Consider the following 15,199-nt stretch of genomic DNA (forward strand, 5'->3'; position numbering starts at 1 on the left):
CGCATCCCCTTTCACTCGTATATAACTATTATTTCTTAAGTTATAAATTTCATTCGATAGGGTTTAAAAAGAAAAAAGATCACCCGTAAAGGTGATCTTTTTTACACTTCCATAATAATCGGTAAAATCATAGGTTTTCTCTTTGTCTCTTCGTACAAGAACTGCCCTAATAATTCACGAATATTTTGTTTTAACATAGACCATTCAATTGAATATTCTTTAATTGATTGCTCAACAATCATGCGTACAATCTCTGTAGATCGCTCAATTAATGCTTCTGATTCACGAACATATACAAAACCACGTGAAATGATTTCTGGACCAGAGATAATTTTCTTTTCATCTTTACCAAGTGTTACAACAACTACTAATATTCCATCTTGAGATAACATCTTTCTATCTCGAAGAACGATATTACCAACGTCACCTACACCTAATCCATCAATTAAGACATTACCAGCTTGCACTTTACCAACTAAGTTTGCTTCATTATCACCAAAAGCAATTACATCGCCTTTTTCTACGATAAAAATATTTTCTCTTGTAATACCTACATCTTCAGCTAAATATGCATGTGCTTTTTGCATACGAAACTCACCATGTACGGGTACAAAATACTTAGGTTTCATTAAATTTAACATTAGTTTTAATTCTTCTTGACTACCATGACCTGAAACGTGAACTTTTCTTTCACCGTAATAAATAACTTCAGCTCCAGCTCTAAATAACAAATCAATAATTTTCGATACAGATATTTCATTCCCCGGAATTGGAGAAGCTGCAATAATAACAGTATCACCTTTACGAATTGAAATTTGTTTATGAGCTTGCTTCGCCATTCTAGAAAGTGCTGCCATCGGTTCCCCTTGACTACCTGTCGTTAAAATAGCTACCTTTTTCTCTGGGAAGTTGTCTACTTCTTGTAATGAAATAACCATACCTTCTGGAACATCTAAATAACCAAGACGTCTTGCAATGTCTACTACTTTCACCATACTACGTCCTACTACCGCTACTTTTCTTCCTGTTTCGGCAGCCGCGTCAAATACTTGTTGAATACGATGTACGTTCGATGCAAATGAAGCAACGATAATACGACCTTCTGCACCGTAGAACACTTTAGAAATTTCTACACCAACTTCTTTTTCCGAACCTGTATAGCCTGGACGCTCAGCGTTTGTACTATCAGATAATAAGCAAAGTACGCCTTCATTTCCGATTTGTGCCATTTTCCCAAGATCTGCTCCATTATTTCCAATTGGAGTTTGATCAAATTTAAAGTCTCCTGTATACACTACAGCACCTTTTGATGTATGGAAACAAACACCAACAGAATCCGGAATACTATGTGTCGTTCCAAAGAATGACACTGTTGTAGTATTAAACTCTACTGTTGAATTTGAATCGATTGTTTTTAAGTCCACACGGCCTAACATGCCCGCTTCACCAAGTTTTTCTTGTATAAGTCCTACCGTTAATTTCGTTGCATACACTGGAATAGATAATTTACGAAGTACATAAACAATTCCACCAATATGATCTTCATGACCGTGAGTAATAAATAAACCTTTTACTCGCTCTTGATTTTCCACTAAGTATGTAATATCAGGAATAACGATATCAATCCCAAACATTTCATCTCCTGGGAACATTAATCCTGCATCTACAATAAAGATTTCAGAATCAATTTCAACACAGTACATGTTTTTCCCGATTTCACCTACTCCACCAAGAGCAAATACTTTAACAGACTCATTCTCTTTTCTCTTCATGTTGTTGCCTGGTTTAAAAATCTTGCAAACACTGATTTCACTAAAATTGTAGAGACACCAGGGGAAACTCTACAACCACCATATATTCACCGTCCAAGACGAATGTCCTTACCGTTATGCGATATCATGTCCTTGTATATTTTTTAAACCAGGTTTCACCTCTCTTTCATTATATAAATCAAATATCTTATTCGATATGATATGAAAATTTAATTAAATTATAATTTCTTCCAATTTTGCTAAGCATACCCGTACTAAGCTACTTAGCCATATTATACCTGATACAAGAAATAGAACACAAGTTAAATTATATGAAAGACTATATAAGAAGCTAAATTGAGGTTGTAATTTGCGAGGTTTTTTTCCACATACTACCTATTATTTTTTCTACTTATATAAGATATTAATGGAAAAATATACATGTGTGTTCTGTATATAAATATAAAGCACTATTCACTAAAAACACATGATCTCTATAATCAATTTCTAACCAATATTATGCCGTCCCCTTCTTATTACACCTCATTAACTATGCTGTTTTTACCACTCACGTATATTTAATCTAAATAAAAATGACCTAGTTTCACACTAGGTCATTTCTTATTAACGAGGAATAGATTGCATTACAGATTGTAACGTTACTCTTTCTTCTTCTGTTAATGGAAGAAGCGGTAAACGTACAGAACCTACATCTAATCCAACCATTTGTAACGCTGTTTTTACTGGCGTTGGGCTTGGCGCCATAAATAATGAATCCGTTACTCTTACAAGTAATTGATGTAATTTTTGCGCCTTCTTAAACTCTCCCGCTTGGAATGCTGTAATCATTTCTTGCATTTCATCTCCGATAACATGAGATGCTACTGAAACGATACCTTTCGCTCCAACCGCCATAGCCGGTAACGTTAAACCGTCATCACCGCTGTATACTGCAAAGTCGTCCGCTGTTTTTTCAATGATTGCTGTCATTGTTAGTACATCGCCGCCTGCATCTTTAATCGCAACAATGTTTTCTATTTCTGATAAACGAACAACTGTATCAACGGAGATTTGTACAATAGATCGTCCTGGAACGTTATATAGCATAACCGGAAGTGGCGTGCTTTCAGCAATCGTTTTAAAGTGCTGATACATTCCTTCTTGACTCGGTTTGTTATAATACGGCGCTACTAGCATAACTGCATCAACACCAACTTCTGTTGCCTTTTTAGTTAAGTCAACAGAGGCATGTGTATTATTGCTACCTGTTCCAGCGATTACGGGCACCCTTTTATCGACAACAGATACGACATGGCGATATAACGCTACTTTTTCTTCTGAAGTTAATGTAGGAGATTCACCTGTCGTTCCTCCTACCACGATTGCTGTTGTACCGTTATCAATTAAATAATTTACCAATTTCGTTGTCTTTGCAAAATCGATATTCCCGTTTATATCAAACGGTGTTACCATCGCAGTTGCAATTGTCCCAAAATCTATCATGGTCTCACTCCTTATTGTTCCAGTTGCTTTTCTTTTGAAAGCTCAAACGCACTATGTAATGCATTTACAGCCTCCACTAAATCAGTTTCTTTTACAAGAACCCAAATTGTCGTATGACTATCTGCCGATTGCAGAATTTGAATACCTTTTTCTGCTAAAGCTGTAACGATTTTCGCAGTAACCCCTGGGATTCCTGCCATTCCAGCTCCAACGATAGATACTTTGGCACAATGCTCTGTCACAATTGGCTCATATCCAAGTTGTTTCAACACTTCGACAGCACGAGCTGATACATTATCATTTACTGTGTAAGCTACACCAGTAGGAGAAATGTTAATTAAATCAACACTAATGCCTTCGTTTGCCATTTCTTTAAATACATGTTGTTGCAAATCATATGCCGTTTCTTTTGCAAGTACTTTAATTTGCGTTACGTTTGATACGTGGGCAATACCTGTAACAGGACGTTCTTCTACATCCTGCCCTTTTGTAGCACCATCGTATGCTGCAATAAGCGTACCTTCGCTATCAGAATACGTAGAGCGTACACGAAGCGGTACTTTTGCATGCATCGCAATTTCAACCGCACGTGGATGAACGACTTTTGCACCTTGGTAAGCCATATTACAAATTTCGTTATACGTTACCGTTTGAAGATGACGTGCATCTTTTACAATACGAGGATCCGCAGTCATAACACCTTCTACATCTGTGAAGATATCAATAAATTCAGCATGAAGCGCAACACCTAATGCTGAAGCTGAAGTATCGCTACCTCCGCGTCCAAGTGTTGTCGTATCACCTTTTTTCGTTTGCCCTTGGAATCCTGTAACGACGATTACATCTAGATTTTCTAATTCTTCATGTATACGATCGCAATTCATTTCAACGATTTTCGCATTCGTAAAGTCATCATTTGTTACAAAACCAGCTTGTGCACCATTTAATGCCGCTGCTTTTATACCGTTCTCATTTAACATATTAGAGAAAACAATTGCAGAGATTAACTCTCCACATGATAATAATAAATCTTGCTCACGTTTAGAAATAGTAGATTCCTCTTGATTTACAAGACTTAATAACGTATCCGTTGCATACGGTTCACCTTTACGGCCCATAGCAGATACGACAGTAACTACTTTATATCCAGCAGCTAACGATTTTTTTATATGATGAAGCGCATGCTTACGTCCATTTTCATCACGTACTGATGTGCCACCAAATTTTTGAACAATTATTTTCATATTTTGCACCTTCTCTTAGCCGTTTACACTAATTGTAATTTTACTAAGCGCTCTGCAATTTGAACAGAATTCCATGCAGCGCCTTTTAATAAGTTATCAGATACGACCCAAAGATGGAATCCTTTATCGTTATTTAAATCTTTACGGATTCTTCCAACGAATACTTCGTTTTTACCTACTGCAGTAGCTGGCATTGGATATAACTGCTCTTCTGGATTATCTTGCAGAACAATACCTTCTGCATTTGCAAGTAAGCTCTTTAATTCTGCTACTGTTACGCCTTCTTTTTCTACTTCGATGTAAACAGACTCAGAATGCCCTGATACAACTGGTAAACGTACGCATGTTGCCGCTACTTCTAATTCAGGCATATGCATAATTTTTTTCGTTTCATTAATCATTTTCATTTCTTCAAATGTAAATCCATTATCTTGGAACTTATCAATCTGTGGAATCGCATTAAAAGCAATTTGGTAATGTTTTTTATCACCTGATACAGGTAAAACATTCGCCTTAGCTTCTTCGCCATTTAAGATTGCTTGTGATTGTTCATGAAGTTCTTCAATCGCTGCCGCACCAGCACCTGATACAGCTTGATATGTGGAAACGATTACTCGTTTTAAACCATATTGCTGACGAACTGGCTCAAGAGCTACTACCATTTGAATTGTAGAACAGTTTGGATTTGCAATAATACCATTATGTTCTTTTAAGTCGTTTTCATTTACTTCAGGTACAACAAGTGGCACGTTTTCTGTCATACGGAATGCACTTGTATTATCAACAACAATCGCACCGCGCTTTGCTGCTTCTGGCGCTAATTGTTTCGATACAGATCCACCAGCACTAAATAGTGCGATATCTACTCCTTCAAAACTTTCAGGAGTCGCCTCTTGAACTGTAAATTCTTCGCCTTTAAATACAAGTTTCTTACCTGCAGATCGTTTAGATGAAAGTAACGTTAATTTCCCGATTGGAAATTCTCGTTTCTCTAAAGTATTTAACATTTGTTCACCAACTGCGCCGGTTGCTCCAACTACAGCGACATGAAAAGTTTTTTGCTTTTCCATCACTATGCCCCTTTCTAGATACCAATCCTTCTATAACTTAGAATTAGAAGGAGTATACAATACCCCTTCTAATCTTAATAACGTTAATTTTATCATATTCTACAGTAAGAATGATGGTTTCATCAAAAATTGTCCGTTTTTTTTCGTTTTTTAATTCATATATCTGAATTTTTCTACGACAACCGGTTGCAATTGTTTTCCTTGTAGCGCTTCTAATACTGTATCTTCCAGTAGCTCCATACGAGCTACCATTGAGTTCGGTTTTTTCTCTGGTGCGTCTTGGCCGAATGGGACGAAGTAGATGTTTTTTGTGGCCATTAGGCGCATGAGATTTACCCCGTTTAATCCTAAAGCATCATTCGTCGAAACCGCCAATACGACAGGCTTACCATTTCTCAGCGTCGCTTTTGCTGCCATTAATACTGGAGAATCTGTCATTGCATTTGCAAATTTACTCATCGAATTTCCTGTTAGTGGTGCAATTACCATACAGTCTAATGGAATTTTAGGTCCTAGCGGTTCTGCGCCAACGATTGAATTAATTGCTTTAAATCCTGTTGTTTCTTCAATCTTTTTAATCCACTCTGCTCCCTCACCAAATCTCGTATTTGTTGATTGAACAGTGTAAGAAACAACGGGACGTATTTCTGCTCCCTCAGCAATTAATTTCTCTAAATGAGGCATCACTTCTTCATACGTACAATGTGAACCTGTAAACCCAAATCCAATTCTTTTCCCTTTTAAATTCATTCCCCATTCTCCTTTCTTGCTATTACGTCTTCTGCTAATAACTGAGAAAGAACGTTCGCTAAAATTTGTCCTGCTGTTTTCGGAGCAACAATCCCTGGCAATCCAGGTGCTAATAGCGCTTTAACTCCTCTTTTTTCTGCGTATCTAAAGTCGGTACCACCTGGTTTAGAAGCTAAATCAATTACTAACGTATGAGCTGGCATTTTTGAAATAACATTCGCTGTCACAACGAGATGTGGAATTGTGTTAATCACAATATCCATATTTCCTACTTCTTTCTCAATGTTTTGCATATGAAAAGGAGAAAACATCATCTCTGTAATACGTGCAATATGTTCCGATCGTCTTGCTCCAACTTTGACGTGGGCTCCTAATGATTGAAATGCTCTGGCAACACTCATCCCTGTTCTACCAAATCCTAAAACCATTACATTGGACCCATGAATTGTATAGTCGGTATGTTGAATTACCATCATTAATGTGCCTTCTACAGTCGGAATAGAATTGTAGATTGCCACATCATCACGATCAAATAATTTAACAAGTTTTCGGTTTGTAGTAGATACGAGATTTTCCAAGTAAGGCGTACCAATACCTGAATATATAGTAAAGTGTTCTGGTGTATTTTCAATTTGTTCTTTCGTTATAGCAACTTTTTCATTTGAAAAAATAGTATCTACTTCTCCTTTGGCATTTGTACCTGCAACTGGCAAAATGATTGCATCTACAGAAGTAAAATCTAAATTTTGTATACTTTCTTTTGCTGCCCCTGTGAAGCCATGATCCAACTGATCAAACCCTATCAATGAAAGTTTCGCATCCAATTCAACTAGTTTACGAATTACTTCTAGCTGCCTTGCATCTCCTCCTATGACAGCAATATGCATCTCAGTCAACATTCCCTAATTCACCTTCTTTTTCTGTCATTTATAAGAAAAGTGCCTACTTTTTCTTTTTCCTCCACATCATATGTAATGTACGAGTTTGAGGTGATTGAAAAACAAAAAGCACATATGATTTATCAGCTTTATATATACAAAAAAAGACGGCCGAAATGGCCATCTTTCACTCCGAATTTGAATGGTCAGATATATCACAAAGTATCATGTCATGCCCCACTTTCTTAACATCTCTCCATTCCACCCTTACCTCTTGTTGTCCTTTTTTAAAACCTCCCCATTTTGTAACAGGTATGATAAGCGCTTGTATTTGTCCATCGCTCTCATTAATCTCTAAATCTAGATGCCCTAAAATCCCCATTTTTTCCGCTCTTTCTAAATCTACAATTTCTTTACCACTTAATTCACTTAATCGCATACACTCTCCCCCTACCGAATTTTCAATTTAAGTTATCCATTATTAGTACCTATTCTGTATGTCTAAAAAAAATAACCGTATCTCATTTAAAAGAGATACGGTTATTTTCGAGTACATCACAAAAATCAATTATAGTTTTATTCCTTTTGGAAGTTTTCCATCTGGACTAATAAGTGCAGCAGAGAATTCATCCGTAAACATATTGCGGATTAACTCATCTACATTTTGTTTTGTTACAGTGTTTACACTTTCAATAATCTCATCAAGTGAACGATGCTTACGAAGCAGCAATTCATTTTTACCGTTACGGCTCATACGACTATTCGTACTTTCTAAACTTAACATTAAGTTTCCTTTTAATTGCTCTTTACTATTCATAAGCTCTTTTTCTGTAATACCTGTATTTTTCAATGTTTCTAGTGTTTCTTGCATCGTTTCATACAGTGTATCTAATTGTTGGCTACCTGTTCCACCGTACAGTGTTAACATACCTGTATCTTCATAAGAAGAGTGATAAGAAAATACCGAGTAAGCTAACCCACGTTGCTCACGTACTTCTTGGAATAAACGGCTACTCATACTACCGCCTAAAACGTTATTTAATACGATTAAGTTATAAATATCTTCGTGTCCCATTTGTAAGCCTTTATATCCTAAACATAAATGAGCTTGTTCTGTTTCTTTTTTACGTGCTACCTTATTAAAATGGAAAATTGGGCTATGTACTTGTTCACGGTTTGTTGTTCCTTCATAACTACCGAAATATTGCTCTACTGTTTGTAAAAATGCTTCATCAATATTTCCTGCAACTGAAACAACTACATTTTCAGGTGTATAATGATCTTTTATATATTGACGTAGTGTATCACCTGTAAACGTATCAAGCGTTTCTTCTGTTCCTAAAATAGGATATCCAAGCGGATGCGTTTCATATGTCGCTTTCGTTAACATATCATGCACAATATCATCTGGAGCGTCTTCGTACATTTTAATTTCTTCACATACGACATTCTTCTCTTTTTTCAGTTCTTCCTCATCAAATGTTGAATTAAAGAACATATCTGCTAAAACATCTAAAGCATATTTAGCATGCTCATCTAACACTTTTGCATAGTAACATGTATATTCTTTTGAAGTAAAAGCATTTACTTGCCCACCAATGCTATCAAATGATTCCGCAATTTCGCGCGCACTACGTGTTTCCGTCCCTTTAAAGAACATATGCTCTAAAAAGTGGGAAATCCCGTTATTTTTTTCATTTTCATTTCTTGATCCTGCATGGATCCAAATACCAATCGCAACCGATCTTACAGTTGGTATGTTCTCCATAACTATTCTTACACCATTTTTACAAGTATATTTTTTAATCAAAAACTTTCCTCCTACTACCAGTTTCTCTAAATTAACGCTATTATTTAATGATAACAAGTTTAAGGATGAATGTCATGCAAATGTATTTAATCCACACGTTTTTCATCCAGTAATTCTGTTATATTCCCCACTCTATATCCTTGTTCCTTCAATTTTGTAATCATTGTATCTAATGCTTCTGCTGTAGATGAAGTAGGATGCATTAATACAATGGCACCTGAATGTATTTTTCTCATTACTCTCTGCAATAATACGTCTGGCTCTGGTCGCTTCCAATCAATTGTATCTACTGTCCACATAATCGTTCCCATTTGGAAATCATCTGCAATTTGTACGACTTCATCTCGAAAACTTCCACTAGGCGGGGCAAACCATCTTACTTTTTGATTCGTGGCTGCTTCTATCATTCGATTTGTTTTTTGTAACTGTTCTCGTATTTCATCAGACGATAATGTTTTCATATTAGGATGTGTGTAAGAGTGATTTCCAACTTCTTGATTTGCATCGACAATCATTTTTGCAAATCGTAAATTTTCTTTCACCCAACGTCCTTCCAAAAAGAAAGTTGCCTTCACATCATGTTTTTTCAATATCTCTAATATACGAGGCAAATACTCATTTCCCCATGCCACATTTATTGTTAATCCAACCATCTTTTTATTTGGATGTCCCCTGTAAATTGGGGCTGGTGATAAATCTGCTAAATGGACACTCGGTGATACTTCCTTGAATTCAAGATGTTTTTGATCAAATTTCTTTAGCTTCTTCATATTGTTATAGGATGCTTCAATATCGACTTGTCTTCCATTATATCCAGGTGTTGCTTTCCATATCTTATCAATGATCGCATTTTGAGGTGCAATCTCATATTGTTTTGCATGTTTTTGAATTTCTTCATACAAGTTATCCTGTGCAAAAACGGAATAAGAGCCTAAACTGACATATAAAAAAAATACACATATGTATGCCAATATACGAACTTTCATATAAACCCTCCCATTAACTAAATAAAAAATATTTTTCTTCTTATCTTTGTTAATTTGAGCGTTATAATGAAAACTATACCTATACTGACATAAAAATATGTGTACATCATGTTTTTTACATAACAAAAAAGCCAGTTGAACTGGCTTTTACTTATTGCTGCTCTTGTTTGTTTTCTTCTTTAGCAGCTTCTTTTTCTTGCTCTTCTTTTAGCAATACTTTTCTAGATAGATTTACGCGACCTTGCTTGTCAATCTCGATAACTTTAACTGTAATTACATCACCGATTTTCACAACGTCTTCTACTTTACCTACACGCTCAAGTGCAAGTTCAGAAATGTGAACTAATCCATCTTTACCGCTGAATAATTCAACGAAAGCACCGAATTTCTCAACACGTTTCACTTTTCCTTCGTAGATTTCACCTACTTGTACTTCGCGAACAATATCTTCGATAATTTTCTTAGCTTTGTCATTCATTTCTTGATTTATTGAAGAAATAAATACTGTACCATCTTGCTCGATGTCAATTTTAACTCCAGTTTCTTCAATAATTTTATTAATTTGTTTACCGCTCGGTCCAATAACGTCACGGATTTTATCTGGATTAATTGTCATTGTAATAATCTTTGGAGCGTAAGCTGATAATTCAGTACGTGGCTCTGCAATAACAGATAGCATATGATTTAGAATGTGCACACGACCAACTTTCGCTTGTTGTAATGCCTCTTCTAAAATTTCACGAGATAAACCATCGATTTTAATGTCCATTTGCAGTGCAGTTACACCTTGTGCTGTACCTGCTACTTTAAAGTCCATATCACCTAAATGATCTTCCATACCTTGAATATCAGATAAAATTGTGTAATGCTCACCAGATTTAACTAGACCCATTGCAATACCAGCAACTGGGGCTTTAAGTGGAACACCAGCATCCATCATTGCTAAAGTACTACCACAAATACTTGCCTGTGAAGTAGAACCATTTGATTCTAACACTTCAGATACAAGACGTACTGTATATGGGAAATCTTTTTCAGATGGAATTACAGGCTCAAGAGCACGTTCTCCTAGTGCACCGTGACCAATTTCACGACGACCTGGTCCACGCATCGGTCTTGTTTCACCAACACTAAACGATGGGAAATTGTAATGGTGCATGAATCTTTTTGATTCTTCTACACCAAGACCATCTAAAATTTGCACATCGCCTAAAGCGCCTAATGTACAAATACTTAATGCTTGTGTTTGTCCACGTGTGAATAAACCAGAACCGTGTGTACGAGATAAAATACCAACCTCTGATGCTAAAGGACGAATTTCATCACCTTTACGGCCATCTGGGCGGATTTTTTCAACTGTAATAAGACGACGTACTTCTTCTTTTACAATTTTATATAAAATCTCATTTACTTGTCCTAATGTGTCAGCGTCAGCTTCCTCAGCTTCGTAATGCTCAATTACACGCTTTTTCACTACGTTGATTGCATCTTCACGTGCATGTTTCTCATGTACTTGAATTGCAGAATGCATATCCTTCTCAGCCATCTCACGTACAGCTTGGTTAAGATCAGCATCGACTTCATATAGTTTTATTTCTAATTTCGCTTTACCTACAGCTTGTACAATCTCTTCTTGGAATGCAATTAGACGTTTAATTTCGTCATGTCCAAACATAATTGCTTCTAACATTGTTTCCTCAGGTACTTGATCTGCTCCTGCTTCAACCATGTTAATTGCATCTTTTGTACCAGCTACAACAAGGTGAATATCACTTTGTTCTTGCTGTTCTACTGTTGGATTAATAACGAATTCGCCATTAATACGACCAACTGTTGCACCAGCGATTGGACCTTCAAATGGAATATCTGAAATCGATAACGCTAATGAAGAACCAAGCATAGCTGCCATTTCAGAAGAACAATCTTGATCAACACTCATTACAATGCTGACAACTTGTACTTCGTTACGGAAACCATCTGCGAAAAGCGGACGAATTGGACGGTCGATTAAACGACTTGCCAAAATTGCTTTTTCACTTGGACGACCTTCACGTTTAATAAAACCGCCTGGAATTTTTCCGACTGCATATAAACGCTCTTCATAGTTTACTGTAAGTGGGAAGAAATCTACATTTTTAGCCTCTTTTGATGCAGTTGCTGTAGATAGAACCGCTGTATCGCCATATCTTACTAATACTGCCCCGTTCGCTTGTTTTGCAAGCTGACCAGTTTCAACTGTTAGCTGGCGACCAGCTAAATCTATCGAGAAGACTTGCTTTTCTTGACTCATTTAAGTACCCCTCTCAATTTAAAGTATTCAATTCTTCTATGTAAATGGATAGTATATCACAATATTCTACCTCTAGTATTGCCGAAAATTAAGTAAGCTATAAAGCGTAGAAGATATATTTTTACCTAACAAAAAAGCGGGAATATTCCCGCTTCTTTGACTATCGACGTAAGCCAAGCTTTGTGATTAATTCACGGTAACGTGTGATATCGCTATTACGAAGGTAAGTTAGTAAGTTACGACGTTTACCAACCATCTTTAATAGACCACGACGTGAATGATGATCTTTCTTGTGAGTACGTAAGTGCTCGTTTAGAGTGTTAATTTGCTCCGTTAGGACAGCAATTTGAACCTCTGGAGAACCAGTATCAGTCTCATGAGTTCTAAATTGTGCAATGATTTCATTTTTACGTTCTTGTGTTAAAGCCATCCTATTTCACCTCCTATTAATTAAACCCCCAATTACCGAGCAAGCGTCGGTGAGTCGCAATGCCAAGCAATGGTTGTCATAAAGTACATAACATAGAATACTACTTTTCATTTGAAAAAGCAAGTATATTCTTTTCACTCGCAAAATATTCTTGTGCTGTTTTCTTATCTTTTGCGATTTGTTCAACTAGCTCATCAATACCATTGAATTTCTTCTCTTCTCTTATACGCATATGCCACTCAACTGTAACACTTTGATCATATATGTCTTTGTTGAACTCAAATAAGTGTACTTCAATAGATAATTGACGCTCATTTTCTTTAAAAGTTGGTTTATATCCAATATTACATACACCATCGTACCATTCATCGTGAACTTTTAATCTCACTGCATAAACACCTACAGGTGGCAATAAATACTCATCACTTAAACCTACATTAGCGGTTGGAAAACCAATTTGTCGTCCACGTTTATCGCCATGTACAACCGTTCCTCCCACTGTATAGGCTCTACCTAAAATAGATGGAATTTGTTCCATTTCACCATTTCGAATTAACTTTCGTAATGCTGTAGAACTTACCTTCTCTTCTTGAAATTCAACTTTTTCAATCACAGTTTGTGTAAACTCCCCTCTTGCATGAAATGGTAAAGTCTCCATCTTCCCTTTTCCTAAACGTCCATATGAATAATCAAACCCTGCTACTACATGCTTTACATTTAAACCAATAATATAATCATCTACAAATTGCTGTGGCAATAAACCTGCAAACGATTCATCAAATTTAATAACATATAATATATCGATTCCTAAGTTTTCGACTATTTTTTCTTTATCACGCATCGGTGTAATATACTCCACATGCGCTTCCTTTTTCCCTAAAACAACAGATGGATGGGGATGAAATGTCATAACTGCACTTTTATATCCGCGTTCATCCGCTATTTGTTTCGCAGTTCGAATCACACACTGATGCCCTAAATGAATGCCATCAAAAAATCCTAATGCCATTACAGTAGGTGGTAATTCTAATTTATTTTGTTCATGTGGATGAGTTAAATGAATAAGTTTCACGCTTGAATTCACCTTTTTCTGTAATAATCCTTCCAATAATTCATTATAGCTTTAGTTCTTGATTATTCACAAGTACTTTCATTGGCTTTAGCATACCAGGGTGTTTTGGATGATGCTCATAAATTGCTAAGCAACGGTCATTTTTATCAAATACTGTAATGAATGGTGCTGTTATTTCTAATTCATTCTTTAAGAACATACCATTTTTTATTTTTTCTGCTTGCTTTTCATCTACAACCATTTTTGGGAATTTACTTAACGCTTCATCAATTGAAATGAAGATAGACTCTACTGTTCCATTTTGCACGTTTTCTTCAATTTCTTCAAATGATATGCAATCTTCTAGTAAAAATTCACCAGATGCCGTTCTTACAAGATGGGACATGTGTGATGGAAAACCTAGTTTTTCACCAATCATTACTGCTAGCGTTCTTACATATGTCCCTTTACTACACGTTACACGGAAACGGAATGAAATGTTTTCCCCTTCAAACATTTCACGGTCATCAAGTAATACGAATTCATGAATTGTAATGGTACGAACTGGACGTTCAACTTCTTGTCCCGCTCTTGCATATTCATATAATTTTTTTCCGTTAACTTTTACAGCTGAAAACATTGGAGGCGTTTGTTCAATCGTACCTGTTAATGCTGCGAGAACTCCTTCTACTTCCTTACGAGTAATACTACGATCTACATTTGTCGTTTCAACAACTTCACCAGAAGCATCTTCAGTTGTTGTTGAAAATCCTAATGTTACTTCACCTTCATATGTTTTTATTTCACTCGTTAAAAACTGTGCAATCTTCGTTGCTCGTCCAACACAAATCGGTAATACCCCTGTTACATCTGGATCTAATGTTCCCGTATGACCAATTCGTTTCTCACGTAATATCTTTCTTAATTTAAATACACAATCATGTGATGTCATGCCTTTTGGCTTATGTAATAATACTACACCTTCCATATATGTTCACCTCATCATAATTCTTTCATAATAATTATCCAAACTTATTTTTCATTGAAAAAATGGATAGACAAATGTCTATCCATTATTCTTCACGTTTACCGTCTTTATTAATTTCATGTAAAAGTGTATCAATTCGATGACCATATCCAATAGACTCATCAAATTCGAAAGAAATTTCCGGTGTTTTACGAAGACGAATACGTTGGCCGATTTCTGAACGAATGAAGCCTTTTGCCTTCGCTAAACCTTTTAATGTACTTTCTTTCTGTTCATCGTCACCTAAAACAGAAATATACACTTTAGCGATTTGTAAATCTCCACTCACTTGCACATCTGTTACTGTAACAAATCCGACACGTGGATCTTTAATTTTACGACTGATAATGTCGCCTAATTCTTTTTTCATTTGCTCGCCTACACGGTTTGCACGTAATTTCATAACTCT

14 protein-coding genes are annotated in these 15,199 nt (G+C 36.1%); all 14 read right to left on the bottom strand.

Annotated features, from left to right (window positions below):
* Positions 1–101: 101 nt before the first annotated feature.
* A complete protein-coding gene (locus BTOYO_RS05175) occupies positions 102–1,772 on the bottom strand; it encodes a ribonuclease J (RefSeq protein WP_000823093.1) in 1,671 nt (556 codons plus the stop codon).
* Between the two features lie 603 nt (positions 1,773–2,375).
* The gene (gene dapA, locus BTOYO_RS05180; RefSeq protein ID WP_000564769.1) at positions 2,376–3,254 is read right to left on the bottom strand and encodes a 4-hydroxy-tetrahydrodipicolinate synthase; all 879 of its coding nucleotides are present in this window, start codon (positions 3,252–3,254) and stop codon (positions 2,376–2,378) included.
* A gap of 11 nt (positions 3,255–3,265) precedes the next feature.
* Positions 3,266–4,498 carry an aspartate kinase gene (dapG, locus tag BTOYO_RS05185; RefSeq protein ID WP_000692465.1) on the bottom strand — a complete coding sequence of 411 codons (1,233 nt, stop codon included), beginning with the start codon at positions 4,496–4,498 and terminating at the stop codon, positions 3,266–3,268.
* A gap of 23 nt (positions 4,499–4,521) precedes the next feature.
* Positions 4,522–5,568 (bottom strand): aspartate-semialdehyde dehydrogenase, encoded by a 1,047-nt coding sequence (asd, locus tag BTOYO_RS05190; RefSeq protein WP_000414844.1) that lies wholly within the window; start codon positions 5,566–5,568, stop codon positions 4,522–4,524.
* Positions 5,569–5,718: 150 nt separating this feature from the next.
* Positions 5,719–6,318: a dipicolinate synthase subunit B gene (gene dpaB, locus BTOYO_RS05195; RefSeq protein ID WP_001049474.1), complete on the bottom strand. Its 600-nt coding sequence runs from the start codon at positions 6,316–6,318 to the stop codon at positions 5,719–5,721.
* The gene (gene dpaA / locus BTOYO_RS05200; protein ID WP_000954729.1) at positions 6,315–7,217 is read right to left on the bottom strand and encodes a dipicolinic acid synthetase subunit A; all 903 of its coding nucleotides are present in this window, start codon (positions 7,215–7,217) and stop codon (positions 6,315–6,317) included. Before dpaA ends, dpaB begins: the two co-directional genes overlap by 4 nt.
* Positions 7,218–7,383: 166 nt before the next feature.
* A complete protein-coding gene (locus BTOYO_RS05205; RefSeq protein ID WP_001239739.1) occupies positions 7,384–7,635 on the bottom strand; it encodes a YlmC/YmxH family sporulation protein in 252 nt (83 codons plus the stop codon).
* Between the two features lie 129 nt (positions 7,636–7,764).
* Entirely contained in the window at positions 7,765–9,006 is a 1,242-nt protein-coding gene (locus BTOYO_RS05210) for a M16 family metallopeptidase (protein ID WP_000592990.1), read from the bottom strand.
* A gap of 86 nt (positions 9,007–9,092) precedes the next feature.
* Entirely contained in the window at positions 9,093–9,992 is a 900-nt protein-coding gene (locus tag BTOYO_RS05215; protein WP_000868234.1) for a polysaccharide deacetylase family protein, read from the bottom strand.
* Positions 9,993–10,143: 151 nt separating this feature from the next.
* A complete protein-coding gene (gene pnp, locus BTOYO_RS05220; protein ID WP_000076735.1) occupies positions 10,144–12,282 on the bottom strand; it encodes a polyribonucleotide nucleotidyltransferase in 2,139 nt (712 codons plus the stop codon).
* A 160-nt stretch (positions 12,283–12,442) separates the two neighbouring features.
* A complete protein-coding gene (gene rpsO / locus BTOYO_RS05225) occupies positions 12,443–12,712 on the bottom strand; it encodes a 30S ribosomal protein S15 (RefSeq protein WP_001229392.1) in 270 nt (89 codons plus the stop codon).
* 100 nt (positions 12,713–12,812) lie between these two features.
* Positions 12,813–13,784 carry a bifunctional riboflavin kinase/FAD synthetase gene (gene ribF / locus BTOYO_RS05230; RefSeq protein WP_000766714.1) on the bottom strand — a complete coding sequence of 324 codons (972 nt, stop codon included), beginning with the start codon at positions 13,782–13,784 and terminating at the stop codon, positions 12,813–12,815.
* A gap of 43 nt (positions 13,785–13,827) precedes the next feature.
* Positions 13,828–14,751 carry a tRNA pseudouridine(55) synthase TruB gene (truB, locus tag BTOYO_RS05235; RefSeq protein WP_000399334.1) on the bottom strand — a complete coding sequence of 308 codons (924 nt, stop codon included), beginning with the start codon at positions 14,749–14,751 and terminating at the stop codon, positions 13,828–13,830.
* 85 nt (positions 14,752–14,836) lie between these two features.
* The gene (rbfA, locus tag BTOYO_RS05240) at positions 14,837–15,193 is read right to left on the bottom strand and encodes a 30S ribosome-binding factor RbfA (protein WP_000776439.1); all 357 of its coding nucleotides are present in this window, start codon (positions 15,191–15,193) and stop codon (positions 14,837–14,839) included.
* Positions 15,194–15,199 lie beyond the last annotated feature (6 nt).

Origin of the sequence: Bacillus toyonensis BCT-7112 (assembly GCF_000496285.1) — a bacterium.
In the GTDB taxonomy this organism is placed as follows: domain Bacteria; phylum Bacillota; class Bacilli; order Bacillales; family Bacillaceae_G; genus Bacillus_A; species Bacillus_A toyonensis.